A 26,263-nucleotide genomic window follows, 5' to 3' on the forward strand; every position below is an offset into this window, starting at 1 on the left:
TGCCGCCTCAGTTGAAGAGCGTCTTCGAGGCGCCCGTCGCGAGGACCATCCGCTCGGCGAGCAGGCAAACGACGAACTGGTGGAACGAGGCCGCGAGGTGCGGCGCTTCGCGGGTCATGCGCTCGAGGGAGTCGAGCGAGAGGCGGTAGAGGACCGTGGGGCAGAGCGTGACGACCGTGGCCGAGCGGCGCGTGCCGAGGTAGAGGCCCGATTCGCCGACGACGGTGCCCGGGCCCATCGTGCGCAAGCGCTTGGTCCTGCCGCCGTCGAGCTCGAGCCAGGCCGTGAGCTCGCCGGACTCGATGAGGTAGAGGTCCTTGGAGACGTCGCCCTGGCGGTAGATCTGGTAGCCCGCAGGTGCCTCGACACGCTCGAGGTACTCGAGGAAGCGGGAGACGAACTCGCGGGTGCGGAAGACACTCTCGAGTTCGTCGACGAGCTTCGTCGGCGGGAGCATGCTCGGCGGCGCGGCGCGCAGGATCAAGTTCTCGCACCACTCGAGGCCGTGATCGAGGTCGGGGAAGAAGCGGACGCGCTTCGATCCGTCGGCAAACCCGCCACGCTCGAGCTGCTTCTTGACCGCGCTCGGGAGGTCGGTGAGGACGAGCGTGACGCCGTTCGACTCGGCGAGCTTGCGCAGGCGGACGAAGGAGAGGACCGCCGAGGAGTCGATGCCGTCGACGTGGCGGAAGTCGAGCAAGACGTACCGCGTGGGGCCGGGATCGTCGCTGAGCATGCGGTGGTGCACGCTCTTGAGCAGCGAGTAGGAGGTGCCGAAGAAGATGTAGCCCTGGAGCTGGAGGATGTAGAGTTCCCTGCCGCGCTCCTCCAGCGTGAGCTCATCCCCGGCGCCACGCTCGACGTTGCTGCGGACGTCGGAGCCGACGGCCGCGCGCTTGATGACGTCGATGCGGCTGTAGTTGACCGCGAAGAGGACGGACGAGACGACGATGCCGACGCCGATGCCCGGGAGGAAGCCGATCCACGCGATGACGACGAGGATGATGACGACGAGGCCGTACTCGACACGCGGGAGGCGGAACCAGGAGTCGTAGATGGTTTCGAGGAGGAAACCCGAGCCGAGAAAGACGAGCAGGCCGCCGAGGACGGGCTTCGGGAAGTACGAGAAGACCGAGGCGCCGACGAAGAGGGCCGCGGCGCAGATGCACGCAGAGAGGATGCCCGCGACGCGGCTCTCGGCGCCGGCCTTGTGGTTCAAGGTCGACTCGCTGAGCGAGAGATACCCGACCATGCCGAAGCCGAGGCCCGCCGCGAGGTTCGCGATGCCCGTCGCGCGAAGCTCACGATCGAGGTCGATCTCGCGCTCGGTCGCGATCTCGAGGCCCGAGGCGTTGAGCAGGATCGAGATCGTCGCGAGCATGGTGATCGCGAGGAGGTTGCCCGCGTTCGCGCCGATCTCGGCCCAGTCGATGCGCAGCGCATCGGAGGGCGCCATCGGCGGCCAGAGGGCGCCGCTCGGGAAGGGGCCGAGGAGCATGCCGCGCTCGAGGGCCTCGGAGACGGTGCCACCCGCCGCATACAGGACGCCGTAAAACATGGCGACGGCGAAGACGAGCAGGCCCGGCAAGAGCAAGAAGTGGTGGTAGCGCCGGAGCAGGATCGTCAAGAAGGCCCCGAGCGTGAGGCCCGGGACCCAGTTGACGATCGCCTCCGCGCGGAGGAGCAGCGGCAACGACGCGAGGGAGAACTCGGTCCCCGCCATGACGGAAATGGATCCCGTGAGGAGGAGCCAGCCCGTGCCCGCGAGGAAGCCGCCAACGACGGGATACGGGATGAAGCGGACGAGGGTGCCGAGGCGAAGGCCGCCGAGGACGAGGAAGAGGCCACCCGTGACGAGCGCGGAGAGCGAGCAGACCGCGACGATCGTGGGGAACGGGTCGCCGCCCTTGGCCGTGATGTGACTGCCGATCGCCGAGGCGACGAGGGCGAGGACGACGGCCGTGTTCTCCTGCGGCGCGGCGATGACGGGGCGGAAGGAGCTGCCGAGGGCGACGATCGCGCCGATGATGGCCGATCCCGCGAGGGCCATGCCGATGCCCGCCGGCAGGTACTTCGTGAGGTTGCCCGAGAAGATGAGCGCCGCGAGCGTGATGCTGAACGTAGCGACGAGGGTGCCCGACATGGCGCCCGCGAAGAGGCCGGAGAGGAGGCGCGATCCACGGAGTCCACGCCCGACAGAGGGCGCGGGCGTCGAAGGTATCGGCGGACTCTGCTGCCCTTCCATCGTCGTCGAGTGAGGCTCGAGGGGCCGTCATCTTCGGCGAACAGGGGCTCCCCTGGCAAGGGCGGCGCACATGGTCGCCCTCCGGCGCACAAGCCCGCTGGTCTCTTCTTGGGCCGTGGCGCCGGGGCGCCGCCCCGGACCCCGCGGGGGCTGTTCGCCCCTCGACCCGAACCAGCGCAAGCGCTGGACTCGGGATGGAAGAACTGCGCGTTGCGCAGTTCTTCCATCGGGCCCGTTGGAAGACCAGGGACAGCGTTGCCAGTCGAACGTCAGCGCGGCTGTCTTGGTTGGCAGGGTCGTCGCCCGTCTTGACTCGGCCTGTGCGATGAACTGCGCGGAGCGCAGTTCATCGTCCCGGGTCCAGCGCTTGCGCTGGTCCGGGTCCAGGGGCGGATAGCCCCGGTGGGGCCTGGGGCAACGCCCCAGCGAAGCGCCGCCCCAATGAGACACATGCTCAGCCGAGCTCGCGGGCGATGGCCTGGGCCTGCTCCTGGAGCGCGACGGCCTCGTTCACGTGGCCCTGCTGGTGGTGCAGGCTGGCGAGGTCTCCCAGGATCTTGCCCTCGTCGCGGCGATTTCCAACCTTGCGCGCGATGTCGAGGGCCTGCTCGAAGAAGGTGCGCGAGAGTTCGAAGCGGCCTTGCTCCTTGTGCAAGACCGCGAGGCTCTTCAGCGCGAGCCCCTCGTTCCACAAGCTCTGCGCCTCACGCGCCGTCGTGAGGGCCTGCTCGTAGAAGGCGCGCGCGCTCTCGATGCGGCCCGTCGCCCAGTTGACGCGGCCGAGGCCGAGGAGGCCGAGCGCCTCGGAGGCGCGATCGCCGAGCTTCTGCGCCTCGTCGAGGACACGCACGTGCTCCTGCATGGCCTCCTCGTGCCGGCCCTGGAGCTCGAGGACGTCGCGGCCGAACTCGTACCTGACGACGACGCTCTCCAGCGTGGGCTCGGTCGTGAGCTTGAAGTAGGCGCGGTACAGGCGCTTGGCCTCGCCGTGGGCGTAACGCTCCGCGGCCTTGCGCGCGCCGGCGAGGAAGTACCAGCGGGCGCGCTTCGGATTTCCCGCGCGTTGCCAGTGGCGCCCGAGCGCCGTCTGCTGACCCGTGAGCTCGTCCTCGTGCACGATCTCGATGGCCTCGGCCGCGCGGCGATGCAGCTCTTGCAAGCGCGCGCGGGACTGCATCTCGTACGCCGCGTTCCGGAGGAGCACGTTGCTGAAGCGGTAGCGGCCCTTCGACATCGGCGACCAGATGCACTGCTCCTCGCCGACGCGGACGAGCTCGGGCAGGAGCGGGTCGTCGTCCATCATGCGCGAGAGGATGCGCAGGTCGAACTCGCGGCCGAGCGTGGCCGCGGCCTGGACGACACGCTTGACCTTGGGCTCGAGGCGATCGAGCCGCGCGATGAGCAGGCTGTTGACGTCGTTCGGGAGGAGGAAAATGCTCGGCGTCGAGACGCCCGTGTCCTCCTTCTCCTTCTTCTTGCCCGCGAGCTGATTCGCTTCGAGCCAGAACGTCATGATCTCCTGCGCGAAGAACGGATTGCCGTTCGCGTTTTCGCTCAGGAACATGGCGAGGACGTCGGAGACGGGGCCGCCCATGAGGCCCTCGGCGAGCTCGCGCAGCTTCTCGCGCGAGAGCGGGCCGAGCGTCACGGCGTACTGCGGGACGTTGTCGTCGAGCTCGATGCGGAAGGGGCTGCCGTCGTCGTTGTTGCGGCAGGTGCAGAGGATCGCGACGGGGCAATCCTTCACCGCCTGCGCGACGTGGCTGATCGCTTCGAGCGAGTCGCCGTCGGCCCAGTGCGCGTCTTCGAGGTGGAAGATCACGGGCTGGAGGAGGCTCTCGGCGCGCAGCCAGAGCGAGAGCGCGGAGAGTGCGCCGGCGAAGCGGAGCTTCGGATCCATGCGCTCGTAGACCGAGCCGTCCCAGCGGATGCCGATCATCGCGGCGAAGATGCTGCGGGCCTTTTCGAGCTCGCGCTTGAGCAGAGCCTCGCTGTCCGGGAGGCGGTCGATCAAACGATCGAGGGCGTCGTCGAAGTTGACGTGCCGCTCCTCGCGGCCCGTCGCCGACGACTGCGCGAAGTACTCCTTCAACGCGTACTCGAAGGGGTTCAAGCTCGAGCGGAGCGTCTGATCACAGCGCGCGTCGATCCAGAGGATCGGCCGGTCTTTCTTGTTGTCCTCGAGCTTGCGGCGGTACGTGTCGACGAGGAAGCTCTTGCCGAGGCCGGGTTCGCCGTCGACGTAGGTGATGCCCGCGTTCTGGCCGGCGAAGATCGGGCCGAGGTGCGTGGTGAGCGCGAGGAGCTCCTCTTCGCGCCCCACGAGGCCGCGGGCGAGGAACTCGCGCTGCACGGCGACACGCTTGCGATCGAGCGTGTAGGCGCTGATCGGCTGCTCGAAGCCCTTGAAGAGGTGATCGCCCGTGGGCTTGAAGTGGTGCGTGCCCTGGGCGCGGACGGAGACCTCGCCGTCGCACCAGAGTTCCTTCCACGGCGCCTTCATCATGAGGCGCGCCGCGAGGTTCGTCGCGGGGCCGAGGCAGGCGAACTCCTGACGCTCGGTGCCGCCGTTGAAGCCCGCGTACCGGAGGCCGTGGGTGATGCCCGCGCGGATCTGCATCCCCTTCGGCGCGTTCTTGCGGAGGCCGAGCGCGAAGTCGAGCGCGCGCTCGGTGTCGTTCTCGTGCGTGATCGGAGCGCCGAAGTGGATGAGGCAGTTGATGCCCTTGTCGCCCGAGTCGACGCTCGTGAACGTGCCGCCGTAGCGGCTCGCCTCGACGTCGACGAGCTTGATGAGCTCCTCGAAGCTCGGGATCTGATCGAACGAGAGGAAGACGCTCGTGACGTGGCGGAACTCGCCCTGCGGCGGCATGTCGCGGATCCCAGGCGGGACGAAGTGCGCGCCGTCGCCGTGCGGGCGGACGCGCGGCACGGGCGGGAGCGGCATGTCGGAGACGTCCGCGAGCTTGAGGACGCCCTCGGCGACGGGCGTGACGGCGCGGCCCGGGATGCGCTGCTGGAAGGCGTGATCCATGAGGATGTCGCCCTTCTCGGCGTGGTGCTCGATCGAGGCGCACTTGTCGATCGCTTGGCCGCGGAAGTAGCTGTACGCGCGCTCGGGCGAGGTGCGGACGATGCCCCATTCGACGGCGCCCCACGAGAGGCCGACCTTGTACGAGAAGGGGAAGGTGCCGAAGCGCGTGGCGCGGACGGCGCGGCTCAAGAAGAACTGGCGCATCTTGAGCGCCGCGGCGAGCGCGTGCTCGGCGACGTTGCGCCCCGTCGAGTGCGGGAAGACGGCCGTGAACGCGTCGCCCGCGAAGCCGACGATGATCCCGCCGAGCTCGTGCACCGCCCCGATGAGCGGGTCGAAGTAGAAGCGCAACGTGCCGGCGAGGATCTCGGCGCCCTCGCGGCCATGCGGGAAGAGCTTCTCCGTGAGGTTCGTGAAGCCCGGGATGTCGATGAAGAGCGCCGCCGCCGCGAAGTTGCCTTCGGTCTTCCCCCTCGTGTCCTGGTACAGGATGAAGTCGGGGACGAGCGGGTTCATGTCCGTGGATTCCGGCGCTCCGAAAAGCGGCGGGCTCCCCCACCGCGGCGCCCCGGCGGTCCCCCATGACGCATGGAGCGAAGTGCTCGATGCGTACGTGGGCGCCACGCGACGCCAGACGCCAGAGTGCAAGGGAAGCGAGCAAAAATCAACGGAAGCTTGACGACAGCACGCACGCGATTCCGCGGGCGTTGGCTGTCCTCCCATCACGCCCGCGGGTGGCAGGAAAGTGGCGGAGCCGCTCGATACCCCCTTGGCGACCTCTCGGGCCTGGGATACGCAAAAAGTGCCCCCGTCCTTCCGTCGACACGGCGCCGCGACGATGCGCGGCGACGAGGGGGTGCGTGAAGAGACGCATGAGCGCGAGAAGACCCTCGAATTCGGAGCACGACGGCGATCTCATCGATCCCTCGTTCGGGGCGGGGGGGTCGCCCGAGCCGCCCCCCGTCCTCAGGCCCTCGGCCCCTCCGAACCAGAGCAACGTCCTCGTCGGCGGCGGCGAGCGCGAGGCGCGCGCCTACGTGGGCCCGACGGCGCTCCCCGCGGCCCACGCGCCGAGCGCCGAGACCGCAGGCAAGGTCGCCATCGCGAGCAGCGTCGATCCGCGGCGTATGCCCACGGTGCGCATCTCGCCGGGACGCGGGCGTCCGCCGCTCGCGCCCGGTGAACGCCCCGCGCCGCCCGAGCCGCTCGTCTCCCCGTTCGGCCCGGTGAGCCCGCGCCCGGCGCCGCCGTCCGCGCTCATCGTGCCGCATTCCGCGCCGCACAGCGCTCCTTCGTCGGCGAAGGTGTCCTCGCGGCCCGGGCCCGCGGCGGGCCCTGCGACCGCGGTCTGGGTGCTCGCGGTGGTGCTGGCGGCCCTCGTCGGCGCCGGCGTGGCGCTCTACATTCGTCGCAACATGGCGGCGCAGCCGCCGCCGTCCGCGCCCGCGCCCGCCGTGCCGCACTCCTGACGTCGCCTCGATTCCGGGTCTTCCGCGCTCGAAACGGCAATCCGCGGAGAAACGGGATGGGCTGGCGCATTTCGCCGGTCGGACGGAAGAATACGCCCGATCGAGCCGGTCCGCGCATTGCATTCGTGTCCGGGTCGGAGGACCGAACATGGATCGGAGCACGTATTGGCTCAGGGCTGCGTGGAACGATTTCCTCGCGTTTCTGCCGGATCTCCTGTGGGGTCTCGCCATCCTGATCGTCGGCTATTTCATCGCGAGGCTGCTCGCCTCGATCGCGAGGCCGATCCTGCACCGGGTGGGCTTCGACCGGCTGGTCGACAGGCTCGGCATCGCGGTGCGAGCGGACCGGACGGAGCAGGGATCGCGCTGGGGCGCGTCGATCGTCTTCTGGGTGACGATGCTCATCGTGGTGATGTACGCGGCCGACGCGTGGCGGCTCGGCGCCGTGGCCTCGGGGATCGCGGCGATCATCGCGTACTTGCCGCACGTGCTGGCGGCGGCGGTGATCTTCGGCGCGGCGCTGCTCTTCGGGAACTGGGTGCGCGCGCGGATGCTGGAGACGAACGGGACGGTCGTGCCGGGCGAGGCGCCGGCGACGACGACGTCGCAGCGTCCGCTCGTGGCAGGGGCGATCCGGGCGGGCATTCTGGCGCTCGGCGCGTTCATGGCGCTGCGCGAGCTGCAGATCGCCGAGGAGATCGTGACGCTCGCGTTTTCGCTGACGCTCGGCGCGATCGCGCTCGCCGCGGCGCTGGCCTTCGGGCTCGGCAGCCGTGAGGTGGCCGGGAAAGTGGCGCGTCGCTGGTACGAGGAGCGGCTCGGCAAGCGGGCCAGCGCGGGGGTGTCGGACGACGAGCACCACATCATCACGCCTCCCTGAACGAACGATAGAGGACGGACGAGCGAATTCGAGGCCCCTTTCGCCCCGCGGCGGGAGGGGCCTTCGTTTGCCCCGGGGATGCGCTGGTTTTTCCCGGTGATGATTGCGGGCTGCTCGGCGACGTCCGGGCGGGAGCGGAGGCAGGAGCGAGCAGGGAGAAGCGCGTGCATCGCATCTTCGGCTCAGGAACCGTGCGCGCAGTGAACGATTCGACCGCCACCGTTGCATTCGCCATCGGCACCAAGACGCTCGCCCACCGCAAGACCTGAGGCGCATGCGTCCTGAGGCGCATCGCTGGGGCGTTGCCCCAGGCCCCACCGGGGCTATCCGCCCCTGGACCCGGACCAGCGCAAGCGCTGGACCCAGGGTCGATGAACTGCGCGATGCGCAGTTCATCGAACAGGCCGAGTCGAGACCTGCTACGACCGCTGCCACTCAAGACAACGGCGCTGCCCTTTCAACGGGCAACGCCGTCTCACCGGCCCGTTGGAAGAACTGCCATCGCGCAGTTCTTCCACCCTCGGTCCAGGCCGTGCCTGGTCCGGGTCGAGGGGCGGACAGCCCCCGCGGGGTCCGGGGCAGCGCCCCGGCGACGCGCCGTGACCCGGTTCGCGTGATTGCAGACGAAACGGCTTGACCGCTGGAATGCAGAAACTAGCCTTTCGATATCAAGGAGATTGCATGAGCGCACGACGGCCGAGCCGGTTGCATCACACGGCATACGTCTCGAAGGATCTCGAAAAGACGCGCGTGTTCTACGAGGAGATCATCGGGCTGCCTCTGGTCGCCACGTGGTGCGAAGCCGACGAGCTTTTCGGCGAGGTGCGGACCTATTGCCACTGTTTCTTCGGTCTCGAGGACGGGAGCGCGCTCGCGTTCTTCCAGTTCGCCAGCGGCCGCGATCAGCACCTTTTTGGTCCGCCGATGCCAGCGTCGCCGTTCCACCACATCGCGCTGTCGGTCGACGCCGAGACGCAGCGCGCGATCGAGTCGCGCATCGAGAAGGCGGGCTATCGCGAGCCGGACACGTACGTGCTCGAGCACGGGTATTGCCGGTCGGTCTACGTGAAAGACCCGAACGACATGATCGTCGAGCTCACGTGCGACGCCCCGAAGGCGGTCGCTCCGGAGCTCGAGGAGGCGCGGCGCAAGAACGCGCATCGCGAGCTCGCTCGCTGGCTCTCCGGCGACCACACCTCGAACAACACCTACCGGTGACGCCGGGTCGAGGCGCGCGCCAGGATGAACAAACATGGCGTGCTCGCCCTCGCGATCGCCGCAACGACAGCGTGCCGCGCGCCCCCCGCGGCGCCGGGTGCCGCGCCGGTGCGTCTTGCGAAAAGCGCGGCGCCCGTGCGGGTGCAGGAGACGGCGGCGCCCGCCTCCGCGGCCCTCCGCCCTCCGCCGACCGAGGAGGAGCTCGCCTTGCGGGTCGCGGACGCGTACGACAGGCGTGCTCGCGGCGACACGGAAGCGGCGGCCGCGGCGTTCGAGGCGCTGGTGAAGGAGCTCCTCTCGCTCGGCCGGGCCAAGGCGCCGGGGCTCGGCGACGCCGGGGATGGCGTCGTCGTGAGGGGACGGATGCACGCCGGTTTCACGGAGCGGCTGCGGAGCGGCGCGTGGTTCTTCGACATCGAGACCGGCGAGCCATTCGCGTATCTCCCGGGGATGCTGCTGAAGCGCGGCCCGCTGGCGCTGGATGGCTCGTACTTCGTGACGAGCGAGAGCGCGCAGCTCGGCCTGTTCGATCCCACGCGCAGGCGCTCGGCCAAGCTGCCTGGGGCGCTCGTCTCGGTGCATCCGGACGGTCGCCGCGCCTATGTGCTCGGTGAGGACTGCCGGCTCCGCGAGGTGGGCCTCGAGACGGAGGAGGTCCTTCGCACCCTGGCCACGCCCGCGACGAAACGCACGGCGGAGGATTCGGCCGATCGCCCGGAATGCTCCTCCGACGGCTTCAGGGACGCCGCGATCACGGCGGACGGCAAGTGGCTCAGCACCCGCGTCGGCCGCTGGAACCTGACGAGCGGGGCGCACAGGCCCCTTCCGCGGGGCGGAGCGGAGGACTATGTGCCCGCGATCAGCCCCGATGGGCGGTACGTCGCGCGCATCGCGTATGCCCCGGGAGCCACCAGCGAGTGGCCGCGCGCCGTGGTCCAGCTCCTCGACCTGGACACGGGTGCCGTGAAGGCGACGAGCCCCCCCATGAGCCCCATGTCGCACGCGTATCCGCTCTCGTTCGGCTCGGATCCGCCGCGCGTGTGCGTCTTCGATTATGGATTCTCGGCGTTCGAGGTCCCGTCGCTGCGAACGTTCGAGCCGGGCCATCCCGCCGTGGTCCCCGAAAGGGGTTTTCAGCATTTCGGCGCGGCTAGCTGCGACACGAACTTCGTGCGGCCGCCTTCGCACCCGGACCTGGCCGCGCGGCTCGCGTCGCGCGTCTGCTACGTGGGCGGCTATCTGGTGCCTGTCGCGCACTGCGGCGCGCCTTGAATGGAACAACGCGGGCACACGCCGGCGCGCTTCATCGCGCGGCGCCGGTCAGATCGGCGAGGCGGGTCGCGATTTGCCGCAGCTCTGCGCAGGTCTGCGACAACTCCTGGGAGCTCTGCTCTGTGTCCTTTGCGGATCGCGCGAGCTCCGTCATCGAGGCATTGACCTGCGCCACGGCCGTCGTCTGGTGCTTCGTGCTGGCTTCGATTTCGCGCGTCGCCATGGTCGTGGCGCTGACCTGCCCGTGGATGCGCTCGAAGGAATCGAGGACATGGCCGAATTCGGCGACGATCGCGGCGACGGCTTTCGTGCCCTCGCTCGTCGCTTTCGTCGTCTGGGTGGTCGCATCGCGGACCGTGTCCGTCAACTGCCGGATGCCGCGGGCCGAGGTGCTCACGCGGCTCGCCAGGTTGCGGATCTCTTTGGCGACCGTACCGAAGCGCAGCCCCACCTCGCCCGTATTGGCGGCCTCGATGGCCGCGTTGACCGATAGGATGTGCGTCTGTTCGCTGAGCTCGTTGATGATGTCGACGATACCGACGATTTCCTGGGAGCTTTGGCCGAGCGAGCCCATGCGCTTGACGATCTCGTCGACCCTGGCGCGCATGACGGCGAAGCTCTCTTGGGCGCGCTTGACGACCTCGTCGCCGTTGCGGGCGCTCGCGCCGGTCTCCGTGGCGATGGCGGCGACGCCCCGCGTCGATTCGGCGATTTGCCTGGACGCCGTGAGCAGCGCTTGGAGCGTGGAGCTGATCTCGGTGGCCGCGGAGGACAGCTCGCGCGCGCCGTTCAAGAGCCCCAGGGCGTTCGCCTCCAGATCGGTCGACGAGCGCCCGAGGCCGCGCAGCACCTCGCCGATTTCGCGCGCAAGCGCGCGGCTGAGAAAGAAACCCAGGCCGAGCGCGGCGACGACGAGGGCGATCGTGCCCCCAATGGCCGCGGTCGCGGCGGTCTCGGCGCGCGTGACCCGCTCGTTGGCGAGCGTCTCCTGGGCCTCGATGAGCTTCGAGAGGGTGAGGACGGCTTGCGCCGCGGGCGGGTTCGTCTCTTTCGCGCGGTAGACCTTGGCCTCGTCGAGCTTGCCCGCGTCGATGAGCTCGAAGTAGCCGGGTCGCGCGCGGGTATAAGCGGCGAACGCGCGACGCCACGCGTCGACGAGCGCTCGCTCCTCGGCCGAGAGCGGCAGCGCCGCATAAGCGTCGAGGTGCTCCGTGGTTCGCGCGATTCGCAGCTCGCTCGCAGCGGCGATTTCTTCGCGGCTGGCGATGTCCCCGAGCATGTAATTGGGGAGCGCGAAGCGCAGCTCCCACAAATTACGCTCGGCGCCAGAGAGGTGTAGGGATGCCTGCAGATTCTGGGCGGAGAGCGCCGAGAGCTCGCTCGATACCTCGTGGATGTTCCACGCTCCGACGCCACCCACGATTGCAGTGAGGAAAAGAAGGAGCCCGAGCAGGCGGCCGATCCTGCCTCGAAAAAAACCTTGCGCCATGGTCACCCGAGATACCAACTACCGCAAGGGCGTGCCTGGATCCAGGGCTGTGTCGCGAGACGGGGCCGCTCCATCGTCGTTCCAGAAAGGACAGACGAGCGCGAGGTCCGTGTCTGCCGCCGCGTCCGCTCGCGCGCCTATCCGTCGACGATGCGAATGGGTATCCCATCGAATTCGGTCACACCCGCGGCGCGGAGACGGCTCCGCCTGGCCCAGTATCACCGACGGTACAAGGTCGAGGGTCGAGCGCGTGCCGCCAGCCCCGCCCGCGCCGCCTCCGCCTCCGCCTCCGCTCCCGTTCACGCGTCCTTGTCCGCTTCCGTTCACGCTCCCCCTCCCCGAAGTGGTTGGCACCTTGGGCCCCGGCTCGACATGGAGGAACGCGTCTGGATTTCCACCCGCCTGTGGAACTGGCACGCGCCTCGCAAGGCGCGCCGGCCCTCGCTTGGAACATTTCCACCCATGTCGGCACATAGAGAATGGAGCGGCTTTGATGCGATCGATTGCTTACGCATGGATTCCCTGTTTCCTCATCCTGGCGACGGCCTGCTCCTCGCAGCCGAACCCGGGTGAAGGCTCCGGCGGCGAAGGCGGCTCCGGAAGCAGCAGCAGCATGAGCGCCGGTGGGAGTGGTGGGACTGGCGGGAGTGGCGGGAGCGGGGGTGGCGGGAGCGGGGGAGGCAGCGTCACGCCGGCGTCCCCCGGATCGGTGGACACGTCGTTCGGTGAGAACGGCTATTACAGGGCCCCGACGTCTACGGACGATGTGCGCTTGTTCGCCGACGAGACGGGGTTTGGCGCGCACATGCGCCCCTATTTGATGCGCTTCATGCCCGACGGCACGCTCGATCCGAGCATCGACGCGACGCAGTTCAAGGGGAACTACGAGCAGTTCCTGCCGGCGGGCGCCGGAAAGTGGCTCGGCCGCGGCTTCAACTCGATGTTGGACGTGGTGCTGAAGCGCCTGGACGCGAAGTTCGAGATCGACCCCACGTTCGACGCGACCGCGGCGCTGGTGGGTATGCCGAAGGAGTTCAATGCGACCGTCGCGCCCGACGACTCCGTGTTCCTCGTCGGCACCACCGGCGTAAATCCTCCGCAAATCATCCTGAGGAAGCTCACGCCGACGGGCGCGATCGACACGACGTTCGGGGTCGGAGGCACCGTGATCTCGGCGTTTCCCATTGACGCGTGGGGAAAGGAGGTCGCGCTCCAGAAGGACGGCAAGATCCTGGTCGGCGCGACGTCGGGCCTACGGCCAGCGGTCGCGCGCTTCGCCGCCGATGGCACGGTGGACGAGAGCTACGGTGACAAGGGCATCGTCACGACGACAGGAACACAACTCTCGGATATCAGGCAGCTCATGCTCGACGAGCAAGGGCGCGCCTTGGTGCTCGCGAGCAATTTCCTGGTTGCGCGCATCCTGGATACCGGCGTCATGGATCAGAGCTTCGGATTCAACGGCGTCGGCGGGGCGAGCATACCGAAGAGCTCCGGCGAGAACGCGCACTCGAAGTGGATGGCGCTCCAGCCGGACGGGAAGCTCGTCCTGGGCGGGACGGTCTCGATGGACCCGGATGGCAATGGGGTTCCGAACACGGGCTCGGCGGTGCTCTCGCGCATGGACACGACGGGCAAGCTCGACACGAGTTTCGGGAAGGACGGCGCGGCCCGCATTCAGCTCGACAAGGCCGGAAAGCTCAGCATCATGGCGGATCGTCAGGGCGTCATCTCGCTGCCGGACGGTCGGCTGGCGGTCGGCGGCCTCGAAAGCCCCAATTTTGGCGTCGAGGGTGTCATCGCCGTCGTATGGCAATGGCGTAGCTCGTGGGTGGAAAATGGCGGGCAGAGGGTCTCGCTCGGAAACGGCGATCGTACCGATTTCCGTGTCGACGCCTCTGATAGCGTCTCCCTCATGCCGAGCGGTACCCCCGACATCGTCAGCGATCGGCGGCGAAGCTCGTGGCCGAAGGAGCCGACGCCGTGCTCGCGCCCGACGGCAAGGTACTGCATGTGCGCGGGGCCGCGAGCGCTGCGCGCGAGGCCCTTCGACGTGCGGCAATCGCGATCGATCGTGCGCGCGGGCGGCAGCGACGGGAGGACCCGTTCGCGGCGCTCGACGCGTGGACGGCGCTCACCTCGGGCCGCTGGTCGCTCATCGACAGCTTCGATACCGATGGCAAGCGCTTCGTCCTCGCCATGCCGAACGCGCCGTCGTCCCCCGACCCACGCGCGCTGACCGAAGCGGAACGTCCGATCATGCATCATGTGGCGAACGGGCACTCGAACAAGCTCATCGCATACGAGCTGGGCATACCCGAGGGCACGGTCGCGACGCACATCCGTTCGATTCGCATGAAGCTCGGCGTGAGGTCTCGGACGGAGCTCGTCGATCGCTACCTGACGCTCCGAGACGCGGAGGTCTCGGAGTTCTCGATCTTCGCGTCGCGCGTCATGATCGGGGCCGCCGAGGCGGCCTCTCCAGACGCCGCGTCGCTGACGCCGAGCGAATGCGACGTTGCGTCGATGGCCGCGCGCGGCATGTCGAACGCGCGTATCGCGGCTGGGCGTCGATGCTCCACGCGCACCGTGGCCAATCAGCTCGCGAGCGTCTATCGAAAGCTCGGCGTCTCCTCGCGCGCCGAGCTCTCGGCCCCCGGCTTTCATCGACGGAAATAGAAATGACCATGGATCCTGCCCAGCGCTGGTGGTGACGTCGACGTGGCCCTCGTCGGGCGCACCGCGCGTGACTCCTCGATGCAGCGCCGGCGCCCTCGAGCGTCGAAGAGAGCCGTTCCATTCTGCAGGGAGCGAATGACATGCGAGCCATCGAATTTCACCAGACCAGGATCATTCCGGCTCTTCTCCTGAGCCTCGTCACGGCCTGCGGGTCTGCCGTGCCAGACGACCTCGCGGACATGACCTCGTCCGAGGGTCTCAGCACCGATCCGAATGGCGCCCTTGGTTTCGAGACGACATCACACGAGACGTCCAACAACGGGTTTTGCACGCCCGCGACGGTCGGCATCTGCGCTCACACGACGACGGGGGCCGGCTGCTCGGCATCCGACGGCGTGAGCGCATTCGGCCCGTTCCTGGGTGGCGCATCCGTGTTCGCGCAGCCCGAGTGGTCGAACGGCTCCAAATGGGCGACCATCGAGTTCGCAGACGTGAGCGGCGACGGCCGGGACGACGTATGCGGTCGGGGAGCGAGCGGGATCTCCTGCGCGCTCGGCAGTGCGACCGGCTTCGGAACAGCGACGATCTGGGGCTCGCAATGGACAGACGCGAACCTGTGGGGATCGGCGGACAACATCTGGGCGACGCTCCGATTCGTGGACATCACGGGTGACGGGAAGGCAGACGTCTGCGCGCGAGCCTTGGGGGGCATCGCGTGCGCTGTCTCGAACGGTTCGGGCTTTGGCGCGCTGTCCTTGTGGTCCACCGACTATTCGAACGCGCGGCAGTGGCACACGGACCCCAGCCGATGGGGCACGATCCAGTACCCCGATGTCGATGGCGACGGTCGGGCCGACGTCTGCGGCCGCGATACGACAGGCATCCGATGCGCCATCTCGAACGGCTCGACGCAATTCGGCTGGAACTTGCTCTGGTCGACGGAGTTCGGCAACAACTCGAGCTGGACCGACCACGTGGACTTCTGGGCGACGATTCAGTTTCCAGACGTGAACGGCGACGGCAGGGCGGACGTCTGCGGTCGCCTCACCGACGGCATCAAGTGCGCATTGTCGACGGGATTGGGCTTCGGCGCCTTGTCTTCCTGGAGCGGTGACTTCACGGATACCGGCGAATGGTACACCACCCCGTCCCGATGGGGCACGATCCAGTTTCCGGACCTCAACGGAGACGGGATGGCGGACGTTTGCGGTCGCTCCAGCAGCGGCGTCCGCTGCGGGCTCTCGGATGGCACCAAGTTCGCGGGCACCAGCCAGTGGGACACGATGTACAGCGATGCGAACCAATGGCATCACGACTACCACGCCAACACGATCCAGTTCCCTGATGTCAACGCCGACGGCAAAGCGGATCTCTGCGGGCGAAGTAGCCTCGGAATCCAGTGCTCACTGTCCAGCGGATGGTCCTTCAATGCACCGACGCTGTGGACGGTCAACCTGTTCAGCAACGCATGGGGATGGACGGCCAACCAGTACTGGGGAACCATCGACTTCCCGAGGCTCACGGCCGGCACGTGTTGGCCGATCAACGACCGCACACCACGGCTGCGGCTGATCCAGCGATTCGGCTACCCGTTCAACCTGTAGCCTCTCTCTCTGGGAGGCGCTTCGCCGGGGCGCTGCCCCGGACCCCGCGGGGGCTGCCAGTCACGGCGGTCTTGGTTGGCAGGGTCGTCGCCGGTCTTGCCTCGGCCTGTTCGATGAACTGCGCATCGCGCAGTTCATCGACCAAGGGTCCAGCGCTTGCGCTGGTCCGGGTCCAGGGGTGGACAACCCCTGGTGGGGCCTGGGGCAACGCCCCAGCGCGGCGGCCCCAACGCGCGAGGGCCGGTTCAGAGCTGCTTCATCTGCCCGGCCGGGTCGATGGTGCCGATGGTCGTACCGAGCACGTAAATCTGCCGGACGCCCTTTGCCGCGAGCTCGGTGAGTACCTCCGGGGGCAAGCCCTCCTCGAGGGCCGGCTCGAAGAGGAAATCCTCGGCGAAGTTGTGGTGCTGCGGCCGGTACGTCTGCGAATAATGCCCCTTGAGCACGATGGGTGCGGCTGTGAGGCCCTCGATTTGCGTCTCCTCCCAGCGCAGGAGCGGGGCGGTGTATCCGGCGACGACGCCCGTGGGCGGGGCCGGCCAATAGAACTTCGTCACGATCTTCACGCTGCCCGCCTCGATCGTCCGTGTCTGCATCGACGAGCCCACCGGGAGCGGCCCTTCGTCCGTGCACTCGGTGAGGCGCACGGCCTCGTCCCGGATGCGCTTCGCCGGGCTGCCATCCCAGTCGAGATACGGGACCGGCGTCGCATACTCCGCCGCGAGATGGACCTCCATGTCGCGGAGCGCGAGGATCGGGCCGTCGGACGGCGAGAGCAGCGTGGGCACGGGGTTCGTCATGATCTCGAAGGTCCGCGCGTCCGCGCCGCTGCCCGACGTGAAGAGATCGAGCGTCTGGTCTGTCATGAAGCTGTGCGTGGCGGAGGGCCACGTCCCCGGGTTGCCCGTGAGGGTTTCCACGCCATTGGCCGAGAGGTGTGCGAAGGTCACACCGTCATAAAAGGTCTCGGCCGCGAGGCTCGCCGCGTCGACGAACCCCGTCCGCGCCCGGAGCGACGCGCGGGCCTTCAGCCGATGGAGGGCGAAGACGTCGCTCTGCTCGCCCTGGAACGTGCAGAGCATGCGTTGCTCGGGGACGAGGAAGGGCGTGAGCGAGGCTTTGTCGTCAGGCAGCGGCAGCTCGCGCACCTGCTTGATGAGCAGCGCCCCGCTCGGCTTCATCTTCTTGTACTCGTAATCGAGCGCGAACGTCTGCTTGCCGGGATGGACCTCGGCGAACCGATCCGCCACCTTGCCAAGGAGCGCGCCGAGCTTCTCGTAATCGCTCTTCCACTCCATGACGTGGCCTCCGAGCGGCACGAGGCTCGATCCGGAGACGGTATCGAACGAGGTGCCCCACTGGTATCGGAAGCCGTGGACGACCTCGGGGAGCGCGCCGCCCTCGGGGTTCGTCACGCTGAGCGCGCCGATCTGCGATACGATTTTCATGTCGTCGATCGGGTCGGTGCGGCGCACGTTCGTGGCCACGCCGTTCGCGATCTCGTCCTCGTCCGGATAGGAGTAATGGACGAGCACGCCCATGCCGACGTCGCTCTCCTTCACGCCGTAGAGCAGGCGCGCGATGAAGGCGTTGTCGTTGTAGAAGCTCGCGTAGACCTTCTGGAGCGCGCGGAACACGCCGCGCTCGCCGCTCTGGCCCGCGTCGCAATGGCTCGGGCCGGTGGCGTCGGCGTCGGTGTCGTCGGCGAGGCAGCCGCTCGCGCTGTCGTAGAGCCCCGCGCCCGTGAATGCGTCGCTGTCCTCGACGTTGGTCGAGCTGCGGAAGCGGATCTTGCGCGCCGGATCGAACGAGGCGAGCGCGGCGATGACCGCTTGCCGCTGGGCATCCGAGAAGGTCGCGTCGTCCTCGATCCGGGCGCGAATGGCGGCCAGATCGACCTTGAGGGCGGCGAGGTTCGGCGGGTACTGGTAACTCGCGAGCCGCTCGCCGATTTCCTGGCGCAGCGTTTTACCGCCCGGCATGGTCTGATCGAGGAAGCCGTCCCATAGATCGAACGAGAACGCGAGGGCCTCCTGCGAATCGTCGGGGATCACGTCGCGGAGGAGGCCGTAATTGGCCGCCTTGCCGCCGAAATGAATGATGTCGGCCGGGCCGAGATCGTTCGTGTTCGCGACGATGGCGCCGAGCGTCTGCTTGGGCGAGAAGGCCAGGGGATCCGGCTTTTTCTGCGCGAGCAGCGCGTCACGATCGGCGGCCGTGAGCGCGCCGTCCACGTCGAAGAGCCCGGCGTCGCAGCGGGCGTACTGGTTCTTCGCGCGCAGGATGATCTCCTTGCCGTCGAGGGCCTTGGCGTGCTCGCGCTCCGCCTCGCTCCCGAGGTACACGAACGGGATGCCGAACGAGGTCGCGAGGATGGCGGTGTGCGCATTGGGCGTCGACGGCGAGAGGGAGACGATCCCCGCGAGATAAGGCAGCTCCGCGGGGATTGCATCGGTGAGGAGGATGTCCTCCGATTTCAGCGTCCCGTTCGTGTAGGCGGCCTCGATCTGATCGGCGGGCACGTAGCGGAGTTTGCCGAGCGCCCAGCCCGCGGAATAACATTGGCTGCCCCCGATCCATCGATCGACGCTGCTCACGGGGAAGCCCGCATTGGCGAAGAAGCCCTGGTTCTCCTGCGCGGAGGCGTTCTGCTCGTACGTGGGGAAATAAAACGGCTGAACGCCCGTCTCCGCCACCACGCTCTTTTTCACGAGATCGAGGACGACGCGCGCCATCTCGGGGTCGTAGGCATCCTGCCGGACGAGCTGGATGCCGTATTCGGGGAAGCGCACCGGATCGGGCGGGATGAGCACGGCGCCGAGGATGGCTTTCTGGCCTTCGGCGTGCAGCGAGACGTCGTTGAATTCGGCGATCGACATGCCGAAGAACGGATCGAGGCGCTCGACCGCGAAGGGCGCATGGAAGGGGTACGAAAAGCTGTCCTGGTAATACACCTTCGTCGGGTCGTGCATCAGGACGGTGAACTTGATCCACCGGACGCCGCCATCCATGCTGCTGTAATTGGGCTCCGAGAGGAAGGGCTCGTAGGGGTACGAGATCTGGTTTTTCCAGGCATCGGACGGGGTGATCGGAATGGGATAGGTGTCGACGGGCCACTCGAACCCGCCGGTCCCGCCCTGGCCGCCGCCGCCCTGGTCCCCGCCGCCCTGGCCACCGCCGCCCTGATCTCCGCCGCCCTGGTCTCCGCCGCCAGAGCCGGGGTTCGGTTGACCACCGTTATCGCCACAGGCCCAGAGCGCCGAGGTGCTCGAGAGCGCGAGGAGCAAGATTGCGGCGCGCCGCAGAACGCTACGTTTCATGCCGGGCGGACGAGCAATGGCCGTGCCCCGGAGAATTTTCGACACGCGCGGGGCGCCGCGCATCGGGAGGCGCGGCACCGACGCCAGGCGTGGCACAGAGTGGATCAGCGCGGAATTCCTGCTCGGGGCGCCCTGGGCAGGCGAGGCGTCGGCTGGTACAAGGAGCCTGCCATGCTGGGTTATGGCACCTTCCCTGCCCCGGCCCGCCTGACCGCGCACGTCGCAGGCGCGCGGCTGCACATGAAGGCCACCCGCCACGCCCTTCTCGTCGCGCAAGGAAGTTGCCTCGTCGTGTGTACGACCTTCGCCGCTCGGGGCAATACGTCGGGGATATCGGATGCCGCAAAAGCCGAGGTCTGTCGCCGTGGAAGCTGCGCCACGTGATTTTCATCGTCCTTCACGATCCTTAACACGGGCGTCAAACCACGTTTACGCGAATATGCTGAAATATCCCATTCCGCGCGGATGGCCATGGTCGGCGGGCGACCAGCGGATCGCGGATGGGAGACCCGGTGTCACAGCACGATCTGGAGCTGGAGTGCAAGGCGTTGCGGGCGCGTGTGGCGGAGCTCGAAGCGCGCCTCCAAAGGGCCGTCCCCGACGAGGCGCCGCCTTCCATGGGGCCCATTCACAGGCTCGAGATGGCGCAGGTGCTCCGCGTTCTGCTCGATCACCTCGATATCGTCGTGTGGGCCGTGGATGCAAAAGGCATCTTCACGTTCCACGACGGCAAGGCGATCGATCGGGTCGGGCACCGGCGGGGCCAGTTCCTCGGTCAAAACGCTTTTGCCGTTCTCGAGGACAAGGGCGCCACAGGGCTCCGAAAAGCCCTCTCCGGCGCTCCGGCCCACGAGATCACGGAGTCGTATGGGATCGTGTGGGAAAGTTGGCATACGCCGACATATGACGGCGAGGGGCGTGTGACGGGGGTCGTCACGCTTTCGCTGGACGTCACGGAGTCCATGCGGACGAAGGCCGAGCTCACCGCCAAGCTCGCGCTCATCGAACGCCAGCAGGACGTCATCCGGAACCTCGAGACCCCGATCATCCAGGTATGGGATCGCGTGCTGACGGTGCCGATGGTCGGCGTCGTCGACAGCCGCCGCGCCGCGCGCGTGACGGAGGATCTTCTCGCCGCGGTATCGGATACACAAGCCCGCTTCGCCATTCTCGACCTCACCGGCGTCGACGTGGTGGATACCGCGACCGCGGGCCACATTTTGAAGATCCTCGGCGCGGTTCGCTTGCTCGGCGCCGAGGGGATCATCACCGGGATCCGGCCCGTCGTCGCGCAGACGATCCTTTCGCTCGGGCTCGATCTGTCACGCGTGCGCACGCTCGCGACGCTCCGCGACGGGCTCGCCCTGGCCGTTCGAGGCCTCGGCGAGCACGATCGCTTTGGTTTCACGCGTTCAACCTGATGTTTGTCTCGCCTCGGCCGGCGCGGCTTTCGGGCGCAGCTTCTCCTTGATGTCGTCGGCGACACGATAGAACGCCGGCACCACGAGCAAGCTGAGCAGCGTCGACACCGTGAGCCCGCCGAGCACCACCACCGCCATCGGGCTCCGCGTCTCCGTTCCCGGCCCGATGCCTAGCACGGCCGGCACGGCGGCCATCATCGTCGCAATCGTGGTCATCAGGATCGGCCGCAGCCGGAGCGGCCCCGCCTTGCGCATCGCCTCGTGCGCGGACAACCCCTCGTGCTCGCGCAATTGATTCGCGTATTCCACGAGCAGGATCGAGTTTTTCTTGACGATCCCCATCAGCAGGAGCACGCCGATCATGCTGAAGATGTTCAGCGTCTTCCCCGTGACGAGCAGACCGAGCGCCGCGCCGGAGAGCGCCAAGGGCAGGATCGTGAGCACCGTGACCGGGTGCAGGAAGGAATTGAACTGGCTCGCGAGCACCATGTACGCGACGAGGATCCCGATCACGAGCGCGAAGACGAGGCCGCCCGTGGTCTCGTCGAACTGCGACGCCTGTCCGCCGGCCACGGTCCGGTAGCCGAGTGGCAGCGATTTCGAGAGATCCTTGACCATGTTCATGGCCTCGATCTGCGAATGCCCCGGCGCCACGTTGCCCGAGATCCGGATCGCCCGCTCCCGATCGACGCGGTTGATCGATTGCAGCACCGCCGTCTCGTTCTGCGAGACGACGAGCGACAGCGGGATCGTGGTCCCATTCTGCGCCCGCACCCGGATCTCGCCGAGATCCTCGGGGCGCGAGCGTTGCGTGGCGAGGAGGCGCACGCGGATGTCGACGCGGCGGCCCCCGGTGGAGAACTTGCCGACGATGTTGCCGCCGACGAGCGCGCTCACCGTGTTCGCCAGGTCGCTCACCGGGACGCCGAGATCCGTGGCGCGGCGGCGATCCGGCACGATCTGCACCTCGGGCGCGCCGATCTGGTAGTCGGTCGTCAGGTCCGTCACGACGCCGCTCTTTTCGAGGTCGTTCTTCAGCTGCATCGCGGCCGTGACGAGCGTGTCCCAGTCCGCGCCGCGCACCGTGAAGTCCACCGGATACCCTCGCTGCGCGCCGAAGCTCTGCTGCGAGGGATCCTGCACGGACGCGCGGATGCCGGCGATCCCGCGCAGATCGCGCCGGATTTCGGCCGCGACCTCCTGCGCGGAGAGCTTGCGCTGGTTCGGCGGGACGAGGGTCAAGCTCATCACGCCGCGCGAAGCGGAGAGCGTCGTGAGGATGCGCGTGACCTCGGGCCGGGCCGCGAGCTTTTGCTCGGCTGTTTGCAAGAGCGGCGCCGCGGCCTGGACGCTGGTCCCGGTCTCCGTCTGGATGCGGACGTCGAGGCGGCTCTGATCCTGCGCGGGGACGAACTCGGTGCCGAGCCGCGGGACGACGAACGCCGTGACGCCGAAGAGGACCACCGCGCTGAGCAGCACCTTCCAGGGGTTCCGGAGCGCCATGCCGAGGACGCGGCCATAGCCACGTTCCAGCGCGGAGAAGCCGCGATCCATGGCCTTGCCGACGGCGCTCCGCCCCTCGCGCGAGGTGTCGAGGATCTGCGCGCAGCGGGCGGGCGCGAGCGTGATCGCCTCGAAGTACGAGAGCATCACGGCGACCGAGAGCGTCACGCCGAACTGGAAGAAGAAGCGGCCGATGACGCCGTCCATGAACACGACCGGGAGGAAGATCGCGATGACGGCGACCGTGGCCGCGAGCGCGGCAAACGTGATCTCCTTCGTGCCGTCGGCGGCGGCCGTGGCGCGCGCCTTCCCCATCTCGGCGTGCCGGTAGATGTTCTCCATGACCATCACCGCGTCGTCGACGACGAGGCCGACGGCGAGCGAGAGGCCGAGCAGGGTGAACGTGTTCAGCGTGAAGCCGAGGAAGTAGACGACCGCCACGGTGCCGAGCAGCGACATCGGGATCGCGAGGATCACGTTGACGGTGCTGGAGAGCGAGCCGAGGAAGAGCCAGCAGACGAGCGCCGTGAGGACGAGCGCGAGGCCGAGCTCGATCTCGATCTCGTGCACGGACTCCTCGATGAACGTCGTGGTGTCGAAGAGGACCTCGACCTTCATGCCCTCGGGCAGGCTGCGCTGGATCTCCGCGACTTTTTCGCGCACCGCGCTCGCCACGGCGACGGCGTTCGTGCCGCGTTGCTTGAGCACGCCGAGCGCCTGCAAAGGGATGCCGTCGAGCCGCGCGACGGAGTTCACGTCCTCGAAGCCGTCCTCCACGACGGCGACGTCCTCGAGGTAAACGGGCGTGTTGTTCACGTGCCGCACCACGAGCTTGCGCAGCGCCTCGACGTCGAGCGCCTCGCCGAGGAGGCGGACGTTGAGCTGCCGGCCGCCCGCTTCGAGCTGGCCGCCGGGGACCTCGACGTGCTCGCGGCGAATGCCGTCGATGACGTCGCTCGCGACGACGCCCTTCTCCGCGAGCCGGCTCGTGTCGAGCCAGATGCGGATGTTGCGATCGAGGTAGCCGTTCAGCGTGATCTGACCGACGCCCGGCACGGTCTGGAGTTTCTCCTGGACCTGGTAACGCGCGACGTCGGCGAGGAGCTGGCGCGAGAACGGGCCGGAGACGCCGACGGTGACGATCGGTGTGTCGTCGGGGTTCGACTTGGAGACGGTGGCCGCAGGCACGTCGCGCGGGAGCTGCCGCTGGGCCTGCGCGACCTTGGCCTGCACGTCCTGGAGCGCGAGGTCGACGTTGCGCGAGATGTCGAAGCTCGCCGTGATCCGCGCCGAGCCCTGGCGCGACTGGGACGAGATCTCCTTGACGCCCTCGACCTGCGCGAGGGCCTGTTCGAGCGGCTCGATGATCTCGCGCTCGACGGCCGAGGGCGAGGCGCCAGGCCAGGAGAGGTTGACGCTGATGTTGGGGTAGTCGACGTCCGGGAACTGGCTGATGCCGATGCGCGTGGCCGCGACGATCCCGAAGAGGATCGTGCACGCCATGAGCATCCAGGCGAAGACGGGGTTCTTGATGGAGACGTCGGTGAGGTTCACGGCCGCACCCCCGCGCTGGCCGATCCGGTCGGCGTCGGGGGCGGGCTCGGTGCAGGCTCGCCCGATGCAGGATCGGCCGGAGGCGGCGCGCTCGAAGCCGTCGGCTTGGCGCTCGGGGCGGTGGCCGTGAGGAGCGCTTCTGGTGTGATGGTCGTGGCTTTGACCTTGGCGCCGTCGTTCAGCGCCTCGGCGCCCCGCACGACGAGGACGTCGCCCGCCGCGAGGCCGGAGCGGACCTCGACCCAGCCGTCCTGCGTGCTCATCCCGAGCGAGAGCACGCGCTCCTTGGCGACGCCGTTCTCCACGACGTACGCGACGTAGCCGTGATCGGTGGCGCGCGCGGCGAGACGCGGGATCGTGACGGCCTCGCGCTGACCGCCGATGTCGACGGTGACGTCGCAGAACGAGCCGGGGCGCAGCCAGTACTTGTGGCCGTCGTCGTCGACCTCGCCCGTGACCGGGACCATGTGCGTCGTCGGATCGGCGGCCGCCGCGATGAGCGTGATCTTCGCGGAGAACTTCCGCAGCGTCTCGCGCATCGTGAACGTCGCGGTCGTGCCGACCTTCAGGCGCGGCGCTTCGAGCGGCTCGACCTGGAAGCGCAGGAGGAGCGGTTCGCTCTGGAGGAGCGTGGCCATGACGTAGCCCGCCTGTACGTACTGGCCCGTCTCGACGGTGCGCGTCTGGATGGCACCGGCCATGGGCGCGCGCACGGACGAGTCGCGGAGGTTGAGCTGCGCCGTGCGGAGCGCCTGGAAGGCGATGTCGCGATCGGCCTTGGCGGTGAGGACCTTGCTCTTGTAACTGTCGAGCTCCTCGCCCGGGATGAGGCCGGGGTTCATGCCGCTCGCGCCTTCGCGACGCGCCACCATGGCCTCCATGTCGCGGACCGCGGCCTCGGTCTTCGCGAGCGCCGCCTTGGCGCCGTTCACCGCGAGCAGGTAGCGCTCCGAGTCGATGACGACGAGGACGTCGCCTTTCTTGACCTCCTGGCCCTCGGTGAAGGCCACGCGATCGACGACGCCGGCCACGCGCGCCGTGACCTGGACCCGCTCGAACGCCTCGATCGTGCCCGGCGCGTTCACCGTGTAGGTGACCTTCTTGGCCTCGACGGGCATGACGTCGACGGCGAACGCGAGGCCCCCGCCGCCCTCGCGGCCCGGCTTGCTTCCGCCGGCGGCGCCGCCTTCGGTCGGCTTGCCTTTGCAGGACACGGCGAGGGGCAAGCAAAGGAGGAAGAGCACACGCGCGAGCTTCATTGCGCACCTCCGTTCGTCGCGGCGGAACGTTCGGTGTCGTCGTCGGTGGGTCCTTGGCCGAGCGCGAAGCGCAGCTCCAGGTAGGCCTGCTCCATCGCGAGCTTCGCCGTGGCGAGGGCGACCTCGGCCTCGAAGCGGCGGGCGTTCGCGTCGACGAGCTCGATCGCCCGCGCGAGCCCCTGCTGGTAGAGGATCTCGGTCTCGGTCGTGTTCTTCCGCGCGGCCGCGACGGCCTCCTCGGCGATGCGGTAGCTATCGCGCGCGGCCTTGAGCGTGGCCCGCGCGATGCCGATGTCGGTCGCCACGGAGCGGCGGATCTGCCGCTCGTCGAGGGCCTGGCTCTCGGCCTGCGCGACGCGCGTCTTGCGATCGCCGTAGCGCGCGCCCGCGTCGAAGATGGGCCACGTGAGGTTCAGTTGCAGCGTCTCGTCGTGGGTCGTGTCGGGCGGCGCGGGCGCGGGGTTGAAGCGCACCTGCGCCGAGAGCGTGAGCGTGGGCGCGAGGCGATACAGAGGCTCCTGGGCCGACGCGCGGAGGGCCGCGGTGCGCTCCTCGGCGGCGCGGAGATCCGGCCTTCGCGCCTCGGCCTGCCGGACCTCGTCCTCGCCACGCACGCCTCCGCTCTCCGCGGCGCGCGTCGTGCGATCCGGCGCCGAGAGCGGCCCCGTGACGGGGCTGCCCACGAGGAAGCCGAGCTCGAGATAAGCGGTGGCGACGTTGCCCTCGGCCTGCGCGACCTCCCTGGCAGCTGCGGCGGTCTCGAGCAGCGCGCGTGTCACGTCGTTCGTGCTCGCGAGGCCCGCCTGCGCGCGCGCGTCGGCGTTCTGCTGGTTGGCGCGGGCCCGCTCGAGCCTGCGCGTCGCGGCTTCGAGCACGCGCTCGCGCGTGAGCACCACGAGGAACGCGCGCGCCGTGTCGAAGGCGAGGCTGCGCCGATCCTCGACCGCGCCCCAGCGCTCGGCCGCGAGCTGGCGCCGCGCCTGCGTGTACTGCGGGATCGCGGAGGGGTTCAGGATGGGCTGCGTCAACGTGACCGTGCCCGTGCCGAAGAGCTGGCGGCCGATCCGATCCTCGGTCCCGCGCAGCGTCGCGTTCGCGCCCGCGACCAGGCTCGGCAGGAACGAAGAGCGCGCGCGGTCGAGCTGGCCTTCGGCGGCCTTCACGCGGAGCGGCGCCTTGCCGGCGCGCTCGTGGTTCGAAAGCGCCTGTTTGACGGCCTGTTCGAGCGTGAGTGATCCGGCGCGCGCGCCGCGTGGGAAGAGCAAGAGAAGCGAGACGAGTAGCGTGGGCAAGAACGACCTTCGGACCGTCATCAG

The 26,263-nt window shown here is 68.5% G+C and carries 15 protein-coding genes; 8 read left to right on the forward strand and 7 right to left on the reverse strand.

Annotated elements, in window-relative coordinates:
• Positions 1-7 precede the first annotated feature (7 nt).
• Both QHF83_RS10980 and QHF83_RS10985 read right to left on the reverse strand, forming a co-directional pair.
• Positions 8-2,143, reverse strand: a complete 2,136-nt coding sequence (locus tag QHF83_RS10980) for a SulP family inorganic anion transporter (RefSeq protein WP_282417733.1) — start codon at positions 2,141-2,143, stop codon at positions 8-10.
• Between the two features lie 556 nt (positions 2,144-2,699).
• The gene (locus QHF83_RS10985) at positions 2,700-5,795 is read right to left on the reverse strand and encodes a tetratricopeptide repeat protein (RefSeq protein WP_282417734.1); all 3,096 of its coding nucleotides are present in this window, start codon (positions 5,793-5,795) and stop codon (positions 2,700-2,702) included.
• 356 nt (positions 5,796-6,151) lie between these two features.
• Here QHF83_RS10985 and QHF83_RS10990 point away from each other — a divergent pair, with 356 nt between their 5' ends.
• From QHF83_RS10990 to QHF83_RS11005, 4 genes are all read left to right on the forward strand, one after another.
• Complete coding sequence (locus QHF83_RS10990) at positions 6,152-6,748, forward strand: hypothetical protein (protein ID WP_282417735.1); 597 nt, start codon at positions 6,152-6,154, stop codon at positions 6,746-6,748.
• Positions 6,749-6,896: 148 nt separating this feature from the next.
• Positions 6,897-7,628, forward strand: a complete 732-nt coding sequence (locus QHF83_RS10995; RefSeq protein ID WP_282417736.1) for a hypothetical protein — start codon at positions 6,897-6,899, stop codon at positions 7,626-7,628.
• A 681-nt stretch (positions 7,629-8,309) separates the two neighbouring features.
• Entirely contained in the window at positions 8,310-8,846 is a 537-nt protein-coding gene (locus QHF83_RS11000) for a VOC family protein (protein ID WP_282417737.1), read from the forward strand.
• A 24-nt stretch (positions 8,847-8,870) separates the two neighbouring features.
• Positions 8,871-10,118 (forward strand): hypothetical protein, encoded by a 1,248-nt coding sequence (locus QHF83_RS11005; RefSeq protein WP_282417738.1) that lies wholly within the window; start codon positions 8,871-8,873, stop codon positions 10,116-10,118.
• Positions 10,119-10,149: 31 nt separating this feature from the next.
• On the opposite strand, the gene QHF83_RS11010 is transcribed toward QHF83_RS11005, so the two are convergent.
• Positions 10,150-11,607: a methyl-accepting chemotaxis protein gene (locus QHF83_RS11010; protein WP_282417739.1), complete on the reverse strand. Its 1,458-nt coding sequence runs from the start codon at positions 11,605-11,607 to the stop codon at positions 10,150-10,152.
• A gap of 772 nt (positions 11,608-12,379) precedes the next feature.
• Between QHF83_RS11010 and QHF83_RS11015 the strand changes: the two genes are divergently transcribed.
• The 3 genes from QHF83_RS11015 to QHF83_RS11025 all read left to right on the forward strand — a co-directional run bounded on the left by QHF83_RS11015 (position 12,380) and on the right by QHF83_RS11025 (position 15,890).
• Positions 12,380-13,846, forward strand: a complete 1,467-nt coding sequence (locus tag QHF83_RS11015) for a hypothetical protein (protein ID WP_282417740.1) — start codon at positions 12,380-12,382, stop codon at positions 13,844-13,846.
• Positions 13,847-13,866: 20 nt separating this feature from the next.
• Entirely contained in the window at positions 13,867-14,286 is a 420-nt protein-coding gene (locus tag QHF83_RS11020; RefSeq protein ID WP_282417741.1) for a LuxR C-terminal-related transcriptional regulator, read from the forward strand.
• A 140-nt stretch (positions 14,287-14,426) separates the two neighbouring features.
• The gene (locus QHF83_RS11025; protein WP_282417742.1) at positions 14,427-15,890 is read left to right on the forward strand and encodes a VCBS repeat-containing protein; all 1,464 of its coding nucleotides are present in this window, start codon (positions 14,427-14,429) and stop codon (positions 15,888-15,890) included.
• Between the two features lie 245 nt (positions 15,891-16,135).
• On the opposite strand, the gene QHF83_RS11030 is transcribed toward QHF83_RS11025, so the two are convergent.
• Positions 16,136-19,210, reverse strand: coding sequence for a PEP/pyruvate-binding domain-containing protein (locus tag QHF83_RS11030; RefSeq protein WP_282417743.1), 3,075 nt, complete (start codon positions 19,208-19,210; stop codon positions 16,136-16,138).
• A gap of 512 nt (positions 19,211-19,722) precedes the next feature.
• On the opposite strand from QHF83_RS11030, the gene QHF83_RS11035 reads away from it, so the two are divergent.
• A complete protein-coding gene (locus QHF83_RS11035) occupies positions 19,723-20,631 on the forward strand; it encodes an STAS domain-containing protein (protein WP_282417744.1) in 909 nt (302 codons plus the stop codon).
• Here QHF83_RS11035 and QHF83_RS11040 read toward each other — a convergent pair.
• The 3 genes from QHF83_RS11040 to QHF83_RS11050 are packed head-to-tail and all read right to left on the reverse strand — an operon-like array spanning position 20,623 to position 26,260.
• Positions 20,623-23,688: an efflux RND transporter permease subunit gene (locus QHF83_RS11040; RefSeq protein ID WP_282417745.1), complete on the reverse strand. Its 3,066-nt coding sequence runs from the start codon at positions 23,686-23,688 to the stop codon at positions 20,623-20,625. The genes QHF83_RS11035 and QHF83_RS11040 overlap by 9 nt on opposite strands.
• The gene (locus tag QHF83_RS11045) at positions 23,685-24,947 is read right to left on the reverse strand and encodes an efflux RND transporter periplasmic adaptor subunit (protein WP_282417746.1); all 1,263 of its coding nucleotides are present in this window, start codon (positions 24,945-24,947) and stop codon (positions 23,685-23,687) included. Before QHF83_RS11045 ends, QHF83_RS11040 begins: the two co-directional genes overlap by 4 nt.
• On the reverse strand, positions 24,944-26,260 hold the full coding sequence (locus QHF83_RS11050; protein ID WP_282417747.1) for a TolC family protein: 1,317 nt from the start codon (positions 26,258-26,260) through the stop codon (positions 24,944-24,946). Before QHF83_RS11050 ends, QHF83_RS11045 begins: the two co-directional genes overlap by 4 nt.
• Between the last annotated feature and the right edge of the window lie 3 nt (positions 26,261-26,263).

It is taken from the genome of Polyangium sp. 15x6, from assembly GCF_029960785.1.
In the GTDB taxonomy this organism is placed as follows: domain Bacteria; phylum Myxococcota_A; class Polyangia; order Polyangiales; family Polyangiaceae; genus Polyangium.